This is a genomic window from Corynebacterium sp. USCH3 (assembly GCF_037619475.1).
In the GTDB taxonomy this organism is placed as follows: domain Bacteria; phylum Actinomycetota; class Actinomycetes; order Mycobacteriales; family Mycobacteriaceae; genus Corynebacterium.
In genome coordinates, this window is record NZ_JAQPZT010000007.1 from 61,911 (window position 1) to 80,509 (window position 18,599).

16 protein-coding genes are annotated in these 18,599 nt (G+C 66.9%); 7 read left to right on the forward strand and 9 right to left on the reverse strand.

Translation table 11 applies throughout. The features are described from left to right. Positions 1-8: 8 nt before the first annotated feature. The gene (locus PQI66_RS14540) at positions 9-1,634 is read left to right on the forward strand and encodes a sensor histidine kinase (protein ID WP_339999247.1); all 1,626 of its coding nucleotides are present in this window, start codon (positions 9-11) and stop codon (positions 1,632-1,634) included. Here PQI66_RS14540 and PQI66_RS14545 read toward each other — a convergent pair. From PQI66_RS14545 to PQI66_RS14570, 6 genes are all read right to left on the reverse strand, one after another. Beyond that, the gene (locus PQI66_RS14545) at positions 1,579-2,484 is read right to left on the reverse strand and encodes an esterase/lipase family protein (RefSeq protein WP_339999248.1); all 906 of its coding nucleotides are present in this window, start codon (positions 2,482-2,484) and stop codon (positions 1,579-1,581) included. The genes PQI66_RS14540 and PQI66_RS14545 overlap by 56 nt on opposite strands. Positions 2,485-2,531: 47 nt before the next feature. Then, entirely contained in the window at positions 2,532-5,009 is a 2,478-nt protein-coding gene (locus tag PQI66_RS14550; RefSeq protein WP_339999249.1) for an ABC transporter permease, read from the reverse strand. Between the two features lie 5 nt (positions 5,010-5,014). Then, positions 5,015-5,761: an ABC transporter ATP-binding protein gene (locus tag PQI66_RS14555; protein WP_339999250.1), complete on the reverse strand. Its 747-nt coding sequence runs from the start codon at positions 5,759-5,761 to the stop codon at positions 5,015-5,017. Positions 5,762-5,765: 4 nt separating this feature from the next. After that, entirely contained in the window at positions 5,766-6,314 is a 549-nt protein-coding gene (locus PQI66_RS14560; protein ID WP_339999251.1) for a helix-turn-helix transcriptional regulator, read from the reverse strand. Positions 6,315-6,494: 180 nt separating this feature from the next. Then, positions 6,495-7,478 (reverse strand): esterase/lipase family protein, encoded by a 984-nt coding sequence (locus tag PQI66_RS14565; protein ID WP_339999252.1) that lies wholly within the window; start codon positions 7,476-7,478, stop codon positions 6,495-6,497. Continuing rightward, a complete protein-coding gene (locus tag PQI66_RS14570) occupies positions 7,478-7,906 on the reverse strand; it encodes an HIT family protein (RefSeq protein ID WP_339999253.1) in 429 nt (142 codons plus the stop codon). The genes PQI66_RS14565 and PQI66_RS14570 overlap by 1 nt, the downstream gene beginning before the upstream one ends. Positions 7,907-7,938: 32 nt before the next feature. Here PQI66_RS14570 and purD point away from each other — a divergent pair, with 32 nt between their 5' ends. The 4 genes from purD to PQI66_RS14590 are packed head-to-tail and all read left to right on the forward strand — an operon-like array spanning position 7,939 to position 11,337. Continuing rightward, a complete protein-coding gene (purD, locus tag PQI66_RS14575; protein WP_339999254.1) occupies positions 7,939-9,222 on the forward strand; it encodes a phosphoribosylamine--glycine ligase in 1,284 nt (427 codons plus the stop codon). Between the two features lie 18 nt (positions 9,223-9,240). Next, positions 9,241-9,987, forward strand: coding sequence for a hypothetical protein (locus PQI66_RS14580; protein ID WP_339999255.1), 747 nt, complete (start codon positions 9,241-9,243; stop codon positions 9,985-9,987). Beyond that, a complete protein-coding gene (locus PQI66_RS14585; RefSeq protein ID WP_339999256.1) occupies positions 9,987-10,841 on the forward strand; it encodes an Fpg/Nei family DNA glycosylase in 855 nt (284 codons plus the stop codon). The genes PQI66_RS14580 and PQI66_RS14585 overlap by 1 nt, the downstream gene beginning before the upstream one ends. Before the next feature lie 19 nt (positions 10,842-10,860). Beyond that, a complete protein-coding gene (locus PQI66_RS14590) occupies positions 10,861-11,337 on the forward strand; it encodes a DUF6985 domain-containing protein (protein WP_339999257.1) in 477 nt (158 codons plus the stop codon). A 24-nt stretch (positions 11,338-11,361) separates the two neighbouring features. Here the strand turns inward: PQI66_RS14590 and PQI66_RS14595 are convergent, their stop codons facing one another. Continuing rightward, positions 11,362-12,390: an ABC transporter substrate-binding protein gene (locus tag PQI66_RS14595; RefSeq protein WP_339999258.1), complete on the reverse strand. Its 1,029-nt coding sequence runs from the start codon at positions 12,388-12,390 to the stop codon at positions 11,362-11,364. A 107-nt stretch (positions 12,391-12,497) separates the two neighbouring features. Between PQI66_RS14595 and purB the strand changes: the two genes are divergently transcribed. Further along, positions 12,498-13,937, forward strand: a complete 1,440-nt coding sequence (gene purB / locus PQI66_RS14600) for an adenylosuccinate lyase (RefSeq protein WP_339999309.1) — start codon at positions 12,498-12,500, stop codon at positions 13,935-13,937. Here purB and PQI66_RS14605 read toward each other — a convergent pair. Next, the gene (locus tag PQI66_RS14605) at positions 13,934-14,569 is read right to left on the reverse strand and encodes a LysE family translocator (RefSeq protein WP_339999259.1); all 636 of its coding nucleotides are present in this window, start codon (positions 14,567-14,569) and stop codon (positions 13,934-13,936) included. The genes purB and PQI66_RS14605 overlap by 4 nt on opposite strands. Before the next feature lie 83 nt (positions 14,570-14,652). On the opposite strand from PQI66_RS14605, the gene PQI66_RS14610 reads away from it, so the two are divergent. Continuing rightward, entirely contained in the window at positions 14,653-15,108 is a 456-nt protein-coding gene (locus PQI66_RS14610) for an Lrp/AsnC family transcriptional regulator (RefSeq protein ID WP_339999260.1), read from the forward strand. 12 nt (positions 15,109-15,120) lie between these two features. Here the strand turns inward: PQI66_RS14610 and PQI66_RS14615 are convergent, their stop codons facing one another. Next, positions 15,121-18,573, reverse strand: coding sequence for a pyruvate carboxylase (locus PQI66_RS14615; protein WP_339999261.1), 3,453 nt, complete (start codon positions 18,571-18,573; stop codon positions 15,121-15,123). Positions 18,574-18,599: the final 26 nt, after the last annotated feature.

Sequence of the window (18,599 nt, forward strand, 5' to 3'; positions counted from 1 at the left end):
CGGGCAGGATGACGGCCGGCGCCCGTCGGGCGGGCCGGCAGTACCCGGGGGTTTTTCTGTCCCACTACCCGCTCCGGGTGTCGCTGGTGCTGGTCATCGCCGTGCTCACGGCGCTGGGGCTGACCGTGTCGGGAACCGTGGTGACCGGGATGATGCAGCGTTTCCTCACCGAGCGGGTCGACGAACAGCTCCGGGACAGTGCGACCTGGGCGACGAGCATCACCGAGTCGCCGTGCCGCAACACCTACCAGTCCCATGACCAGCTGCGGATGCAGCGGCCCCCGTCGAAGATGTACTGGGGGCTGCCCGGTGACGCCTGCCAGACCACCGGGCCCAACAGTGTCAACGACTCCCTGCCGGACGTCTCCTCGATCACCGAGCCGACCCGTCCGGTGACGGTCCCCGCCTCGGCCTACTCGGCGTCCCAGGCCCCCTGGCGGGCGGCGGCGGTGACGAATGAGGATGGCGGGGTCACCGTCTTCGCCCTGCCGATGGACGGGGAGTCGAAGATCATGAGCGGGATGACGACGATGCTCATCGTCATCAGCCTGCTGATCCTCGCCTCGGTGACGGCGGCGAGCCTGTTCCTTGTCCGTCGCGCACTGCAGCCGCTCTACCAGGTCGAACAGACCGCAGGACGGATCGCCCGGGGGCACCTCGACCAGCGTGTGCCGAACTGGTCGCCGAAGACGGAGGTCGGGCGCCTGTCGGTCGCACTGAACCGGATGCTCGCCCAGATCCAGGGGGCGTTCATCGCGGTGAACGACTCGGAACGGCAGGCGCGTGAGGCGGAGGCGTCGATGCGCCGCTTCATCGGTGACGCCTCCCACGAACTACGGACCCCGCTGACCAGTGTGCGCGGGTACGCCGACCTGTACCGGTCCGGGGCGACCGACAACCCGGACATGGTCATCGACCGGATCGCCGCCGAAGCCGGGCGGATGAGCCTGCTGGTCGAGGATCTGCTCACCCTCGTGCGCATGGACGAGGGCCGGCCGATGCGCGAGGATCCGGTGGACATGCTGGAGATCTGCCTGTCCGCGGCGGAGAACGCCCGCGTCGGTTTCCCGGGCCGGTCGGTGAGCGTGCGTAACGAGACCCGGTCGGTGCCCGTGACCGTCGGTGACAGTGCTCGACTGCACCAGGTCGTCGGCAACCTGGTGACCAATGCGATGCGGCATGCCGGGGACGACGCCGCGGTCACGATCCGGCTGAGTCGGCCGGACGACGACATGGTCGCCGTCGAGGTCATCGATGACGGCGACGGTATCTCCGCCGACGATCTCCCGCACCTGTTCGAACGGTTCTACCGGGCGGACGTGTCCCGGTCCCGGGCCTCGGGCGGCTCGGGTCTGGGTCTGTCCATCGTCAAGCGTCTGATCGAACTGCACAACGGGACGATCACTGTGGAGAGCGAGAAGGGGGAGGGGACGACGTTCCGGATCCTGCTGCCGGTGTGGCGCGATGACGAGGACGTCATCGATCCGGAGGAGATGGACGACCCGGACGTGTCAGAGGACTCAGAGGGCTCAGAGGACTCAGAGAATCCGGAGGACTCGGCGAATTCGGTGGATGACGCTACAGATGATCCGGACACTGGCGGGAGGTCCGGCCGCGACTCGTGGGGCGGGTGACCCCCGGCGGGTGCGCCAGTGCCTCGGTGACGAGCGTGCCGACGAGGCGGTGGTAGGGGATCACCGCGTGACTGATGCGGGCGTCGGGGTAGTGGTCCTGGACCGTGACGACGCGGGCCGGACCGGGGTGGGCGGGCAGCCCGGTCAGCGGGTCCGGCGTGGTGAACGCGCGGGCACGGGCCGCGGGGACGATCCAGTCGCCTCGGGTGATGATCTGGGTGACGGGCACCCGGGTGCGCACCGTGTGCTGCAGGACGTCCCGTAACGCCGGGGACCCGGCGAGCTGGTCGGCCAGTGCGGGAAGAAGTGCCTGGTCGATACGGCGGAGGAGCCGGGACTCCGGTGGACGGAACCACGGCCGCCCCACCCCGCGGAAGTCCGCGGCGAGGCCGACGACGTGGTGGACGGCATGGTGGGCCGTATCGCGGGCGGTGTCGTCGCTGCCGTCCTCATCGCTGTCCTCGATGACTCCGGCGGCGGCGAGGGCGAGCAGCCCGCCCTGGGAGTGGCCGACCAGGTCGACGGCGCCGAACCTACTCGTGATGGCCGTGAGCTGGTCGACGACCTCGTCGAGCGAGGCGATCAGCCCACCGGTTCCACGGTGACCGTAGGAGACGGACAGGACCGGGCGCCCGGTCCCGCGGAGGACCGGCACGATCTTCTCGAAGTTGTCCCGGCTTCCGGCCGTGCCGTGCACCAGGACGACGGGGCGTGCATCGGTCTCGTCTGGGGTGTCTCCGGTGCCTGCCGAGTCCTCCCAGGGTGTGGTGGGCTGCGGAAGGCGGTCGAGGAGGCGGGCGACGAGTGGGGGTTGTGGGTGTCGTGGTCGTGGCGGTCGGGGTGCACGCATGGCCCCACTCTGCCACCGGGGCGGGTGCTCCGTGCACCGGATGGTCTTCACCGACGGCGGACCGGCGAACGGTCCCGGGAGGTGACTGCGCCGATGGCGGACCCGGCGATCCAGGCGAGCACCGGGCCGACGACGGCGGTCAGGCCGAGTGCGAGCCACTGGGAGGGGGTGAGGAAACCGGAGTAGAACAGAGAGTTCTGCAGCAGGTCGCACGCTGTCTGACTGACCCTGGGCAGCAACCCCACCAGCACACCGATCGCCGTGCCGGGGAGGGCGATCAAGACTGCCTGTGCGGCGGAGTACCGGCGCAACAGCCCCGGAGGGGCACCGACAGCTGTGATGGTGGCGCTGTCACGTCGGGACTCGGCGGCGGCGAGCAGGATAACGAGCAGCACAGTGCCCAGGGTGAGGGCCCAGCTCAGCACGACGGGGATGGTGACTGAGAGGGCTCGCACTCCGTCGACGGATGGTGTGTCGACCGTGGCGAACTGTGAGTTCACCGGCCAGACTCCCATCGCAGTCAGCGCTGCCTGACTCACTGTGGCCGGTGAATCGAGGATGAACGCCGTGCCGACGTACCTCGTTTCCAGTCCCAGGGCTGCAGCGGTGTCGGGACTTATCGCGGCACCGTCGATTGCTCCCGTGCCGGCAAGTCCAGGCACAACGACGGCGGGGAGAGACAGCGTTTCGTCGGCTGGTGCGTCCGCGTCCCTGAGATAGCCGTAGTAGGGGTCGGACTCCCGCAGCTCCACGGTCAGTATGCCGTCTTTGATGAGCCGAGGGTCACTGACGACAGCCTTGCCGGCGGCGAGGGCGTCGGATGCGGAACGGATGTCCTTGTCTTCGGTGCCCTTAAATGCGGCGAATAGTCCACCGTCAGTCACCCGAAGCTCGGCCCATTCGTTGGTGTAGACATAATCCTCTACTTCTGGAGAGCGTGCCAAGGTCGCGTGGTAAGTGGAGCTGCCTCGGGAGACCGTGTCCACATCCGCGACGGTGTGGTGTGAACGGGCGTCCATCCGCTCGGACGTTTGCTCGATTTCGGAGGAGTAGGAAGCTTCTTCCCCTCCTTGCGAGCCAGAGAGGACAGCCACGTTATCCCGGTAACGGGTTTCGGTTGTGGAGTTGTAGGGCAATGTCAGAACAACCGTCGCGAGGAAGGTGGCACCGGCGATGGCTGCGACGGCAGGGACAGTACGGTGACTATTGCGTCGACTGTCACGAACACCCAGTCGTGCTGAGGTGGGGAGGATCGTGCTCAGCCGGGACATTAGCCACACGACGAGAGCGCTGCTGAGTACAACCCCTATCCCGCAGAGGGAGACGCCGAGCACAAAAGAGCCCTCCTCGGTCGTCGTCGTGAGAGCGATGCCCGGGACCAGGAACACCAGGCCGATGAGCATGCGTTTCCGGAAGGAGGTCATTCGTACACTGCTTCCGTCGGCGAGGGCCTGGACGGGGTCCTCCCTTCCTGTTCGAAGTGCGGGGAGGAGCGACGAGGTGATTCCACAGATCAGCGCGATGACAGAGATCACAGCTGCGGTGGGCCAGGACCAGTAGAAATCCGCTCCCGGGACAAGCGCGGTCAGCCCTGCTGAGACTCCAGTCGAGAGTACGAGGCCGATGACCGTACCGAGGGCACCTGTGACGAGGCCTTCAGAGAACATCACAAGGCGTAGGTCGCGTGGCGCCGTTCCGGTGGCGCTCAGCAAGCCCATAGCATGGCGTTGTCGTCGAGCGGAGACAGCGAAGATCGGCGTGATTACCGCCGAAATCAGCAGGATCCCCAGAGTTCCGACACCGATCACAGTGAGTGCGTCAGTGGGATTGGACAAGGTGGAGCCGCTGTAGCCTGGCGTGAAGACATTCGCTTTCGAGACGCTCTCGTCACCGGAATCTCTGACTGCGTCTGTGATCGTGTCCGCCTGCGACCGATCAGCCGGTAGATACCAGGTCACGTTCACTGCAGTTCGATTGGTCGGGACGTCCTGGGCACTGGCGACCGACCCCTGGTAGTCGGCGCCGACGGTGACAGTCAGCTGGGCGCCGTCGACGGTGACCGTATCGCCGTCGTCGGCCCCCATGAGGAAGGCAGCCTGATCGGTGAGATAGATATTCCCCGGTTCCACGGCAGGGCCAGAACCGTTTACTGAAGAGTCGACTGTGATGATGCTCAAGTCAGCGCTACGACCGTCTCGGGTGAAGTGGGAAGTCTGTAGAACACCAGGCGACAGTGAATCGGCGAGGTCGCCGAGGGCAGCCGACAGGTCGGCGCTTTGCGCCGTAACGGTGTCTGAGGTGACCGGATCACCAGGCTCTCGGGGGAAAGACACGGTTCCGACGTCGTTGACCGGAGAGTTCATGTGCGACCGGTCGTATCCCATCGTCATGGACACGAACCCCACCACCAGTGACACCGGCAGCGCGAACAGCAGCACGGCGACGACGGTGCGGATCTTGTGGGCGGCCAGGTCGCGCCGGGCGAGGCGCAGGGCGACGCGGAGCCGGGAGAAGATGTTCGACATGGCGATCACTCCACGATCCGGCCGTCGCGCAGGTGCACGGTGCGGTCCGCCCACGCGGCGAAGCGGGGCTCATGGGTGACCAGCAGGCCGGCAGCGCCGTCGGAGACCCGGTTACGCAGCAGCGACATTACGGATTCGGCGGTGACCGAGTCCAGGGCGCCGGTGGGCTCGTCGGCGAGGAAGAGGTGCCTGTCACCGATGAGGGCGCGTGCCACGGCGACGCGTTGCTGCTGGCCGCCGGACACCTCGGACGGAAAACGGTCGGCGAGGTCACCGAGACTGATCTCGTCCAGGGCCTCGAGCGCCGCGGCGCGGGCCGCCCGGCGTTTCGTGCCGTTGAGTTCCATCGGCAGGGAAACGTTCTCCGCCACCGTCAGCGTCGGGATGAGGTTGTAGTCCTGGAAGACGTAGCCCACGTGGGTGCGGCGGACTTCGGCGCGGGCCCGTGCGGAGAGGTGCGAGACGTCCACCCCGGCAACGAGGACGCGCCCGTCACTGGCGGTGTCGAGCGTGCCGGCGACGTTGAGCAGGGTCGACTTACCGGAGCCGGACGGACCCATCACGGCGACCAGTTCACCGGGTTCGATGGTCAGCGTGACCTTGTCGAGGGCGGTCACGGTGGTCGGACCGTCCTGGTGGAACCGGCTGACCTTGTCGAGGTGCAGCGCGGCGGCAGAGGTTGTCGCGTCCTCGGCGTCGTTGCCGGAGAGGCGTCGGGGAGACAGGGGAGAGGTGGTGTTGGGGCGTGTCATGGTCTCAGTTCTCCTCGGCGGTGGTGGGTGGCAGGGCTTCTACCTGGTCGAGCCAGCGGATCTGGGATTCGAGGTCGAAGATCCGTCGTTCCAGCTGCAGCCGGTCGGCGGCGGTGGACGGGGGGACGTCGGCTTTCTTCCGGGTCAGGGTGCGCAGTTCGTCCAGGACGGCGAGCCGCTGGTTGTGCAGCACCGCCGCGAAATCCATACCGTCCGGGAGTAGGCCGTTCGGGGAGGCGGCCATCGCGGTCTTGATCACCAGGTCGTCCCGGTCGTTGGGTGGGGGGAGCACGGGTTCGTGCCACCAGGCGGAGAGTTCCTCTGCGCCTTTGTCGGTGACGGCGTAGATCTCGGTGTGTCGTCCGGAGGTGCCGGTGTCGGTTCCGGCGACGTCGATGAGACCGTCCCGGGCGAGACGTTGGACGGTCTGGTAGACCTGCCCGACGTTGACTGGCCAGGTGGCCCGGGTGCGGGTCTCGAAGTCCGACTTCAACTTCCCCACGCTCCTCGGTTGCTCGGCCAGCAGGCTGAGCAGGGCGAACTTGATGGACATGGCGTGTTCCTCGGCTGGAAGGGGTGTTGCTTACTCGGTAAGTAACCAGGACGTTACCCGGTAACTTACCCGGTAAGCAAGAGACTATTCTCGTCCATTCCTCCCGTGACCCCGGGGCATTGTCGGTTTACCGCTTCCGAAACCGACAATGCCCCGGGGTTGAAGCCGCGGTGGTCGCGCTCAGTCGCTCAGACCCTCCTCGAGGATCTTCACCACCAGGTCCTGCACCTCCGGATGCGCCGGCATCTCGTCGTGACGCACCCTGCTCACCCCGTGGTCCTGCAGGAAGGCGTTCCACACCCGTGCTGGCCCGCCGGGTCCGTCACCGGAGTCCGGTTCCAGGAACGTGGTCTCGAAGGGGACCACTGTGGTGTCGTTGCGCGTCGCCAGGCAGGAGTACCGGATCCCCGGACGGGTCTCCGGGCCGGTCGTCATCGTTTCGATCAGCGGCGACCCCACGACCTGCTGCATGCCCGCCGGCCCCATCATCTTGCTGACGACCGCCTCTGCCACACGCACCGTCGTCTCACTGGCCGTGATGACCGAGGCGAGCAACCCGCGGACCGTCGTCCCGTGGTGCGGGGAGGACAGGGACACCAGGTGGTGGGTCTTGTCGGCGCCGCCCATCTCGTTGATCCAGTACCGGGCGAGCAGTCCACCCTGGGAGTGCCCCACGATGTCGAGCTTCTCCGCCCCGGTGGCGGCGAGCACCTGGTCCAGGTAGGCGGCGATGTCCCGCGCGGAGGTCAGAACGTCCTGCGTACCGTGAATGCCGTAGTCGGGGGCGAACACCACCCACCCCTTGTCCCGCAGGGACACCACCAGGTTCTGCCAGACGTTCTTGGAGGAGATCGTTCCGTGCAGCAGGACCACCGGGTAGGGCCGTTCGTCGGTGGGACGTGCGTGCCACAGGTCGTCGACGAAGCCGACGGTGTATTGGCGGGCGCCGATCGGCAACGTGGTGGTCCCACCCGGCAGCTGCGGGGTGCGAGGGAGCAGGCGCGACGGGAACTCCAGGGTGTTGCGCACACCGTCGGTGAACTGTGACAGCTGGTTGAGGATCGTTTTTCCGGGGGCTTCCTGGAACTGTTCCTGCTGTACCTGCTGCGCCTCGGACTCCGCCTCGGCGATCGCCTTGGCGATGGACTCGATCTCCTCCTGCATCAGCCGACGCTCACGTCGACTCCCCGGGACCGCAGCCCTGCCCGGATCTTCTCGGCGGCGGCGTCCATCTGATCCGGGTCGGTGTCGTTCATCCCCAGCGCCTTCGACAGGTCGTAACCCGACATGTCCGCCGCGGGGAAGACGTGGATGTGGGCGTGCGGCACCTCGAAACCGGCGATGAGGTAGCCGGCCCGCGGGACGTCGAACTGGTCCACGATGGCAGCGCCGACATGCTGGGCGACCTCGTTGAGATGCGCCCACAGGTCCGGCTCGATGTCGGTCCACTTGTCGACCTCCTCCACCGGCACGACGAGGGTGTGCCCGTAGGCCACCGGCTCGATGGTGAGGAAGGCGGCGACGGTGTCGTCCCGGTAGACGAAACGGCCCGGGAGGTCGCCGGAGATGATGCTGCTGAATACGGAAGCCATGCCGTCGATGGTAGCGGCTAAACTGTTCACCCATGCGCACACTCGTCATCGGCAACGGAGCCCGCGAACACGCCCTGGCCTACTCACTGTCCACTGACCCCGAGGTCAGTGAGGTGCATGTCGCACCCGGCAACCCTGGTCTCGCCGGGGTCGCCACGCTGCACCCGGGAATCAAGGGGGACGACGCCGACGCCGTCGTGGCCCTCGCCAGGGAACTGTCGGCGGAGCTGGTCGTCATCGGCCCGGAGATCCCGTTGGTCGCTGGTGTCGCCGACGTGCTCCGCGACGCAGGTTTCGCGGTCTTCGGCCCGTCGTCCGCCGCGGCACGGATCGAGGGGTCCAAGGCCTTCGCCAAGGACATCATGGCGTCCGCGGGCGTGAAGACGGCCCACGCGGAGTCGATCCTCCCGGGCGCGTCGGAGGATGACATCGCCGCCGCGATCGACCGCTTCGGTCCCACCTGGGTCGTCAAGGACGACGGCCTGGCCGGCGGCAAGGGCGTCGTGGTCACCCCGGAACGCGAGGCGGCGCTCGAGCACGTCCGCCACGTGCACTCCGCCGGGAACCCGGTGCTGCTGGAGAGCTTCCTCGACGGTCCCGAGGTCTCCCTGTTCTGCCTGGTGGACGGCGAGACGGTGGTGCCGCTGCTGCCCGCGCAGGACCACAAGCGTGTCGGCGACAATGACGAGGGGCCGAACACCGGCGGCATGGGCGCCTACACGCCCCTGCCCTGGCTGCCGGAGGACGGTGTGCAGCGGATCGTCGACGAGGTCTGCGTGCCGGTCGCCCGGCAGATGGTGGCCGAGGGCTGCCCCTTCTCTGGCCTGCTCTACGCCGGGCTCGCCTGGGGGACGGACGGTCCTGCCGTGGTGGAGTTCAACTGCCGCTTCGGTGACCCGGAGACCCAGGCGGTCCTGGATCTGCTGACCACCCCGCTGGGTGGGGTGCTCAATGCGGTGGCCACGGGGACGCTCGACCAGCTCCCGCCGCTGGAGTGGCAGGACGGGTACGCGGTCACCGTGGTGCTCGCTGCGGAGAACTACCCGGGCACTCCGGTCACGGGCGTGGAGATCTCCGGCGCGGCGGCCGGTGATGAGGCCCGTGGAATCCGTGCCGCCGGTGTCGCAGCGAAGGACGGGGCACTGGTGTCTGCCGGTGGTCGTGTGCTCAACGTGATCGGGAAGGGCTCCACACTGGAGGATGCCCGTGCCGCCGCATATGACGAGCTGGACAAGATCTCGTTGCCGGGTGGCCACTTCCGTACGGACATCGGTTTGGCTGCGGTCGAGGGGCGCATCGCGGTTCCGGAGCGCTGAACCCGATAGTCTGTACTGATGATCGACAAGACTTTCCGCCGTGCATGCGCTGCGCTGGCGGCAGCCGGTTTGCTGACCTCGGCCGCCGCATGTTCGTCCGGTGACAGCAATGATGGTGACGGTACTGATTCCAGTAACGCCACGTCGAAGGATCCGTCTGACATGATGCTCACCGATTCCGATACACCTGCAGGATGGGAGTGGAGTGATGCCTCCGAGATCGTCGCCGAAGGCAATGAGGAAGACATGTCTGACCTGTTGGAGTCTGCCAATGCGGTGATCACGGAACCTGAGGCGTGTGCGGCGATCGCACCCTCCGCGGTATCGATGCTGGCGGAGCTCTATGACAATCCCGACACGACTGCAGCCGTGGGGTTCCTCCCACAAGCAGACTCGGATGGTGGGGAGGTGAATGCGATGATCTCCACTGATCCCGAGAACACCGGAATGGCGTTGCCGGATGACATGTCTGAGTGCCGAACCTTTACTCAACATTCTGAGCTCGAACCCGACCGTCCTGAGGTGACCCTCCTGGCAGATTCGACTGATGCCGAGATTGTCGGAGCAGACGACGTTCACGTGATCACGGTCGTCAGCGAATCTGACTCGCAGGGTGAGGGCAACCCCATCTCTGTTGTGGTCGGGAATGTCGAGGGGGTGGCTTTCCGTGTCGATGCGAGCGGTATCGACGAACCACAGATTCTGATGGATCTCGCGGACCGGCAGGTTGACAGGATTCGCGGTAACGATCCGGATGCGCGCTGATGCCTGAAGGACATGTGATCCACCGGTTGGCTGACGAACTCACCAGGAAGTTCGCCGGTGGACCGGTCAACGTCTCCTCGCCGCAGGGACGCTTCGCGACGGAGGCGGCGTCACTCGACGGGCTGGACTTCGCCGGGGCCGCGGCCTGGGGCAAACACCTCTTCCTGCACTTCGGCGACACGGATGCACCGGACGCCCGGATCATCCACATCCACCTGGGGTTGATCGGCACATTCCTGGTGGAGCCGTTCGCTGAACCGCGCGGCCAGGTACGCCTGCGTATTGACAACGGCGACGTCGCTGCGGACCTGCGGGGACCGCAGCGCTGCGTCGTCATCGGCCCGGCAGAGGAGGACGCGGCGCTGGCGAAGCTCGGTGTGGACCCGCTGCGCCCGCTCGGCGGGGACACCGGGGATGGCGTCCTGAACGAGGAGAAGCGGCAGCGCGCGTTCACCCGGACGCGGCGCTCAGTGAAGCCCATCGGGGCCCTGTTGATGGACCAGTCGATGTACGCCGGTGTTGGCAGCATCTACCGCACCGAAGCCCTGTTCCGTGCCGGGATCGACCCGAACGTTCCCGGTAAGTCGCTCACCGAGGGGGAACTCCGGGACATCTGGGACGACATGGTCGTGCTCATGGACTACGGGCTGGAACACGGCCGGATCGACACGGTCCGGGACGAGCACACCCCGGAAGCGATGGGCCGCGAACCGCGCAAGGACGACCACGGCGGGGAAGTGTACGTCTACCGTCGCGCCGGACTGCCGTGCCTGGTGTGCGGGATGCCGGTGGAACTGGGGGAGATGGCTGCGCGCAAGATCTACTGGTGCCCGGTGTGTCAGGCGGGACGCTGAGACACGTTAGGGTTGCGGCATGACGATCGAGATTCCGGGACACGGCCAGTTCAATGACAGCGACGACGACTGGACGGCGACGCTGGGCGTCGACGTCGTGGATGATGATGTGGAGTTCACCGTCGTCCACGACGGGGAGGACGTCGACATCGAGGCTGTCGCGACCTGCCTGACGAACTTCCGGACCCTGCCGGAGTCCGCCCTGAAGGACGCCACCTCCCAGGTCTTCGCGAATTACCGTGAGACGGTGGAGGAATTCTCCGCCGAGGAGCGTGACGACTATGGCATCCCGGACATCACCGACCCGGCTGATGTCTGGGACCACCTGACCCTGGGGTCGGCGGCGAGCATCGAAAAGGATGATGAGACCGACGAATGGTACGTCATCACCGAAAACGAGTGTGAGTGGAATGCCGAGGGCGGCCTGCAGATCGTCCTGCGCAACGGCGAGGACGTCACCCGGGTCAGCGAGTACGACGGTTTCATCCGGGACTGACGCCGTGCGGTGACCCTGGGGAGGTCACTGCCCGTCGACGTCGAAGATGTCCGCGACGTCGGTGAGGATGTGGTCGGCACCGATCGGGCTGACCGAGGTCATCCAGGTGCCTTCGTCCGCGTCGACCTTGCGTCCGTCGAAGGCTTTCCATGTGGCGGTGTCGAGAACCGCATCCGAGATGGCCGCCCACTCTGTCGCCTTGGCTGTCCCCTCCTCGGGGACCGCCACGAGGATCAGGTCGGCCCCGGCCTGGTCCAGGTTCTCCCGTGAGACGACGTACATCCCGTAGTCCTGCCCGGGGTAGCCGGACTCCTGGTTATCGGGACGGGGAAGCCCGACCATCGCGAGCACCGAGCCGGAGAACGTGTCCTCGCCGTACAACCTGATGGTGTTCTCGTCCTTGATGCGGACGACACTGACGTCCGGCACGTCCCCTGCGCCATCCGTGTCCCGGATACGGTCGCCGATGCGGCCGGCGCGGTCACGGATCTCGGTGAGCCGGTCTTCCGCCTGCTGCTTCTTCCCGAGCGCTTCGCCGGTCAGCAGGTAGTTCTCCTGCCAGGTGTCACCGGTGTCCTCGCTGAAGACCGTCGGCGCGATCGCCGCGAGCTGGTCGTAGTACTCCTTGTGCCGGACATCGGACGACAGGATGAGGTCCGGGTCCAGCGCGGCGATCTTCTCCAGCTGTGGTTCGGCGATGTTCCCCACCGACTCCACGTCCGCCGCGTGGGACGACTGCTCGTCGTCGAGGTAGCTCGGCACCAGGTCGGCGCCGATGTCGGACACCCCGACGACGGTGCCGCCGAGGTCGACCGCATAGTCGAGGAACGCGTTGTCGAGGGCGATGATGCGTTGCGGTGCTTCGGGGATCTCCGTCGTACCCCGGGCGTGCTGGACGGTCAGTGGGAACTCCTGCGAGGACGCCGCGGAGTCCGGCGATCCTGACGGAGTGGACGGATCAGTGCCGCTCGAGTTGGAGGAGCAGGCACTGAGAGAGAGGGCGGCGGCAACCGCCGGGACGAGGATCGCGCCGAATACGCGAAGGGTTTTCATGAGGTAAGGATAGCGTTGCTTTGGTCGGCCTGGTTGTAGTTCCCGGAGATACGGCAGGTGACGGCACCTGCCTCGCGGTGGCCACTGTGGCAATTGGTTGTGGGATACTGGTTGCCGTGGCTGACAAAAAGAAGATCTCGAATGTCCTGGCGAACCGCTACGCCTCCGCTGAACTGACCGGTATCTGGAGCCCCGAGGACAAGATCCTCATGGAGCGGCGCCTGTGGATCGCGGTGATGAAGGCGCAGAAGAGCCTCGGTGTCGACATCGCCGAGGCGGCGATCAGTGACTACGAGAACGCCATCGGCACCGTCGACCTGGACTCCATCGCCGAGCGGGAGAAGGTCACCCGGCATGACGTGAAGGCGCGCATCGAGGAGTTCAACGCGCTGGCCGGCCACGAGGACATCCACAAGGGGATGACCAGCCGCGACCTGACCGAGAACGTGGAGCAGCTGCAGATCCACCGGTCGCTGACCATCGCCCGTGACAAGGCCGTCGCCGTCCTGGCGCAGATCGGGCGGCATGCCGCGGAGTACAGGTCCCTGGTGATGGCGGGGCGGTCCCACAACGTCGCGGCACAGGCGACGACGCTGGGTAAGCGCTTCGCTTCCGCGGCGGACGAGCTCATGGTCGGTATCGAGCGTATCGAGAACCTCCTGGACCGCTACCCGCTGCGCGGAATCAAGGGGCCGATGGGTACCAGTCAGGACATGCTCGACCTGCTGGGTGGCGACCCGAACAAGTTGGCCGCTCTCGAGCAGGCCATCGCCGACGAGCTCGGTTTCGCCCGGATCTTCGACTCCGTCGGGCAGGTCTACCCTCGCTCCCTCGACTTCGATGCCCTGTCTGCGCTGGTGGAGCTGGGCGCGGCGATGTCGTCGTTGTCGATGACGATCCGTCTGATGGCCGGTAACGAGACCGTGACCGAGGGCTTCAAGGAGGGGCAGGTCGGCTCGTCCGCCATGCCGCACAAGATGAACGCGCGGTCCTGTGAGCGCGTCGGCGGCATGCAGATCATCCTGCGTGGCTACATGACCATGGCCTCGGACCTCGCCGGATCGCAGTGGAATGAGGGGGACGTCTTCTGCTCGGTGGTGCGCCGTGTCGCCCTGCCTGACGCGTTCTTCGCCTTCGACGGGATGTGCGAGACCTTCCTCACCGTCCTCGACGAGTTCGGTGCCTTCCCCGCCATGATCGACCGGGAGCTGGAGCGCTACCTGCCGTTCCTGGCCACCACCCGGATCCTGATGGCGGCGGTGCGTGCCGGCGTGGGGCGGGAAACCGCCCACGAGGTCATCAAGGAGAATGCCGTCGCCGTGGCGTTGGACATGCGGGAGAACGGCGCGGACCAGGACCTGGTCCAGCGTCTGGCCGCCGATGAGCGGCTGCCGCTCGACGAAGAGGCACTGAACAGCGCCCTGGCCGACCGTCACGCGTTCATCGGTGCCGCCGAGGATCAGGTGGACCGCGTCCTCGCCCGGGTGAACGCCCTCGTCGCCGTCCATCCGGAGGCTGCGTCCTACCGGCCGGGCGAGATCCTCTAGAACGCGAGACCGTCCAGGAGTAGCCAGATTCCGAATCCGGTCAGGAGCACTCCGGAGAAGGCCGTGACTGCGGTGTTCAGCCGCGGCCGTCCGAGCAGCAGCGTCCGGGCGAACAGGGCGACGCCGAAGTAGATCACGACGACCTCGAGGATGAAGATGCTTCCGAGGAGTCCGGTCTGGGTGGTCGAACTCCATCCGTCGGGGGTCAGGTACTGCGGCAGGAGGACGAGCAGCATCAGCATCGCTTTCGGGTTGATGCCGCTGACACCCATACCCCGCAGGTACAGGCGCAGTCCGTCGTTGCCGTCCGCGGGTGTCCCTTCGTCGGTGAGGAGTAGGGCCCCGTCGGCGCCCCGCAGGCTCCGCAGGGTGCTCACTCCCAGGTAGGTGATGTAGCACGCGCCGACGAGCGTCACCACCGTGAGGATGTCGGGGTGGGTCGACACCAGGGCGCCGACACCGACTGCGACGGCGCCGACGAGCAGGACGTACCCGCTGGCGAGGCCGAGGACGGGCGGGACGACGGACCGGCTGCGGGCGCCGGTGGTGATGACATAGGCCCAGTCCGCACCGGGCACCAGAGTCAGCAGTGCGGACATGACGGCGAACTGCAGGACCAGAGTAGCTTCCATGATATGAAAGCTTATTGCAGGTAGCGGGGAATGTGTTTCGAATTTTCCGCGCCTGTCCGGGCATGTGTGGGAAGATCTTCCCCATGGATGCGATTGACCGGAAGATAATCTCACTGCTCCAGGGGGACGGACGCATGAGCGTCACCGACCTCGCCGACCGGGCGCGGCTGAGCGTGTCGACATGTCACCGTCGGCTGCGGGATCTCGAGAACACCGGGGTGATCCAGGGCTACCACGCTGCGGTGGACCCGGGGGCGCTCGGACTCACCTTCGAGGCGCTGGTCATGGTGACCATGGGCAGGACGGACCAGGCCACCGTCGCCGCCTTCGAGGAGGCGGTCACGAATGAGCCGGCCATCGTCTCCGCCGAGCGGCTCTTCGGGGAGACCGACTACATCCTGCGCACGTTGACCACTGATATGGCCGGCTACCAGGAACTCTACGATGCCGTCCTCGGAACCCTGCCCGGGGTGGAGCGGTTGAACTCCACGATGGTGATGAAACGGGTCGTGGACGGGTCGCGGGGACCCGTCGTCTAGCTACTCCACGAGCTACTCCACGACGGTGAGCAGGTCGCCGCCCTCGACCTTCGTCGGCTGGGTCATCACCACCCGCTTCACGGTGCCGGCGACCGGGGACGTGATCGTGGCCTCCATCTTCATCGCCTCAATCACCGCGACCGCGTCCCCGGCCTCGACGGTGTCACCCACACTGGCGGTGACGGTGACGACCCCGGCGAATGGTGCAGAGATCTGCCCGGCCACACCCGGATCAGCCTTCTCCGCGGCAGCGGTGACCGACTCCACCGAGCGGTCACGCACCCGCATCGGGCGGATCTGCCCGTTGACGGTGCACACCACCTGGCGCATGCCCTTGTCGTCGGGCTCACCGACAGCGTCGAGGCGCACCACCATCGGCGGGTTGTTCTTGATCCGTACCACGGTTTCCTCACCCTCGACCAGCCCGTAGAGGAACTGCCGGTCAGTCAGGATCGACACGTCACCGAAACTACGACGGTGCTCGTCAAACCCGGTGGACTCCTTGGGGAACAACAACCGGCTCAACGCACCGCGACGCTCAGCAGATTCCCCATCCAGATGGGTCTGCTCCTCAGCCGGCACCGACACGGTGCGGTCGGCGGTGGCGTCACCACGTCCCTCCAACGCGCGGGTACGCAACGGCTCCGGCCACCCACCCGGGGGTGTGCCCAACTCGCCGCGCAGAAAGGCGATCACACTGGCGGGGATGTCGTAGCGCTGCGGGTCCGCGGCGAAGTCCGCCACCGAGACTCCGGCGCCGACCAGGTGCAGCGCCAGATCGCCGACGACCTTGGACGACGGGGTGACCTTGGTCGGTCGGCCGAGGAGTTCGTTGACTCCGGCGTAGGCGTCCTCGATCAGCTCGAAGCGATCCCCCAACCCCAGTGCGGTCGCCTGGGTCCGCAGGTTCGACAATTGCCCGCCAGGGATCTCGTGGCGGTAGACCCGCCCGGTCGGGCCGGTGAGCCCGGATTCGAAGGGGGCGTACACCGCGCGCACGGCCTCCCAGTAGGGCTCCAGCGAGTTCACCGCGTCCAGGCTGATGCCGGTGTCGCGGTCGGTGTGCGCGAAGGCGGCGACGATACCCGACAGTGACGGCTGCGACGTCGTGCCGGCCATCGAGGCCGACGCACCGTCGACCGCGTCGACCCCAGCCTCGGCGGCGGCGAGGTAGGTCGCCAGCTGCCCGCCGGCGGTGTCGTGGGTGTGCAGGTGCACCGGCACATCGAAGTTCTTGCGAAGTGCGGTGACCAGGGTTGTCGCCGCTGCGGGGCGCAGCAGGCCGGCCATGTCCTTGATCGCCAGGACGTGCGCGCCGGAGGCGACGATCTGCTCGGCCAGCCGCAGGTAGTAGTCGAGGGTGTAGAGCGTCTCACCCGGGTCGGACAGGTCCCCGGAGTAGGCCATGGCGACCTCGGCGACGGCGGTGTTGGTTTCCAGCACGGCGTCGATGGCGGTGCGCATCTGGGTGGTGTCGTTGAGTGCGTCGAAGATGCGGAAGATGTCCACCCCGGAGGCGGCGGCTTCGGCGACGAACTTCTGTGCGACGATGTCGGGGTAGGGGGTGTAGCCGACGGTGTTGCGCCCGCGCAGCAGCATCTGGATGTTGGTGTTCGGCATCGCGGTACGCAGCTGGTCGAGGCGTTCCCACGGGTCTTCGTGGAGGAACTGCAGGGCGACATCGTAGGTTGCCCCGCCCCAGGCTTCCACGGAGAGCAGTTCGGGGGTCAGGCGGGCGACCGCCGTCGCGGCGTCGACCAACGGGTTGGTGCGTACCCGGGTCGCCAGCAGGGACTGGTGGGCGTCACGGAAGGTGGTGTCGGTGACCCCGAGTGCGGTCTGGGTGCGCAGACCGCGGGCGAACTCTTTCGGTCCGAGCTTGAGCAGTCGGTCGCGCGAGCCGGCCGGCAGCCCCGCACTGGTGTCGGTGCTGTCGGTGCTGTCGGTGCTGTCGGTGGTGTCGGTGGTGGTGTGGAGTTCGGGGAGTTTGCGGTGGGGCACCACGTCGGTGGGGCAGGCCCCGTGGGGTTGGTTGACGGTGACGTCGGCGAGGTAGTCCAGGATCCGGCCGGGTTCGTCGTCGGCCGGCGGGGCGGTGAGCAGGTGCGGGTGCTCGGTGATGAACGAGGTGGCGATGCGGTGGTACTGGAAGTCGTCTTCGCGCAGCATCGCGCGCAGGAAACCGATGTTGGTCGCCACCCCGGAGACGGTGAACTCGGCCAGGGCGCGTTGGGCCCGGGCGACGGCCTGGGCGAAGTCGGCGCCACGGCAGGTCATCTTCACCAGCATCGAGTCGAAGTGCGGGGAGATCTCCCCGCCCAGGCTCGCTGCCCCGTCGAGGCGCACCCCGGCTCCGCCGGGGGAGCGGTAGGCGGTGATGGTGCCGGTGTCGGGGCGGAAACCGTTGGAGGGGTCTTCGGTGGTGATGCGGCACTGCAGTGCCGCCCCGCGGGTGGTGATGGTGTCCTGGTGCAGGCCGAGATCGTCCAGGGTGGCGCCGGCGGCGATCTGGATCTGGGATTTGACCAGGTCCACGGAGGTGACTTCCTCGGTGACGGTGTGTTCGACCTGGATGCGTGGGTTCATCTCGATGAAGACGTGGTTGCCGTCTTCGTCGACGAGGAATTCCACGGTGCCGGCACCGGTGTAGTTGATGGATTCGCAGAAGCGTACCGCGTCGGCGCAGATTGTCTCGCGCAACTGTGGGTCGAGGTGTTGGGCGGGGGCGATTTCCACGACTTTCTGGTGGCGGCGTTGCAGGGAGCAGTCGCGCTCGTAGAGGTGGATGACGTTGCCGGTGTGGTCGGCGAGGATCTGGACTTCGATGTGCTGGGGGTTGATCACCGCGCGTTCGATGTAGACCCGGGCGTCGCCGAAGGCGGCTTCGGCCTCACGGGAGGCCTCGGCGGCGCGCTCGGCGAGCTCGTCGGGGGAACCGACGAAACGCATGCCACGTCCGCCGCCGCCGGCGACGGCCTTGACGAACAGGGGGTAGGTCCGGCCCTCGGCGAAGGAGACGAGGTCGTCGATGTCGGCGCTGGGGGGTGAGTCGTCGAGGATGGGTAGGCCGGCTTTTTTGGCGGCGTCGACGGCGGCGGCTTTGTCGCCGGTGAGGTCGAGGGTGTCGGGGTCGGGGCCGATGAAGGTGATGTTGTTTTCGGCGGCGCGGCGGGCGAGGGTGGCGTTTTCTGACAGGAAGCCGTAGCCGGGGTAGATCGCGTCGGCGCCGGTGGCTTTCGCTGCGCGGATGATCTCGTCGATGTTGAGGTAGGCCTTGACCGGTGAGTCGTCGGTGCCGATGCGTACGGCTTCGGAGGCGAAGGCTCGGTGGAAGGAGTTGCGGTCTTCTCTGGGGTAGACCGCGACGGTGGTGGCGCCGGTTTCGTAGGCGGCGCGGAAGGCGCGGACGGCGATTTCGCCGCGGTTGGCGACGAGAATCTTCGAGAAGGAGTGCGGGTCAGCCATGTGAGGCGTCCTTTCCAGATACCGGT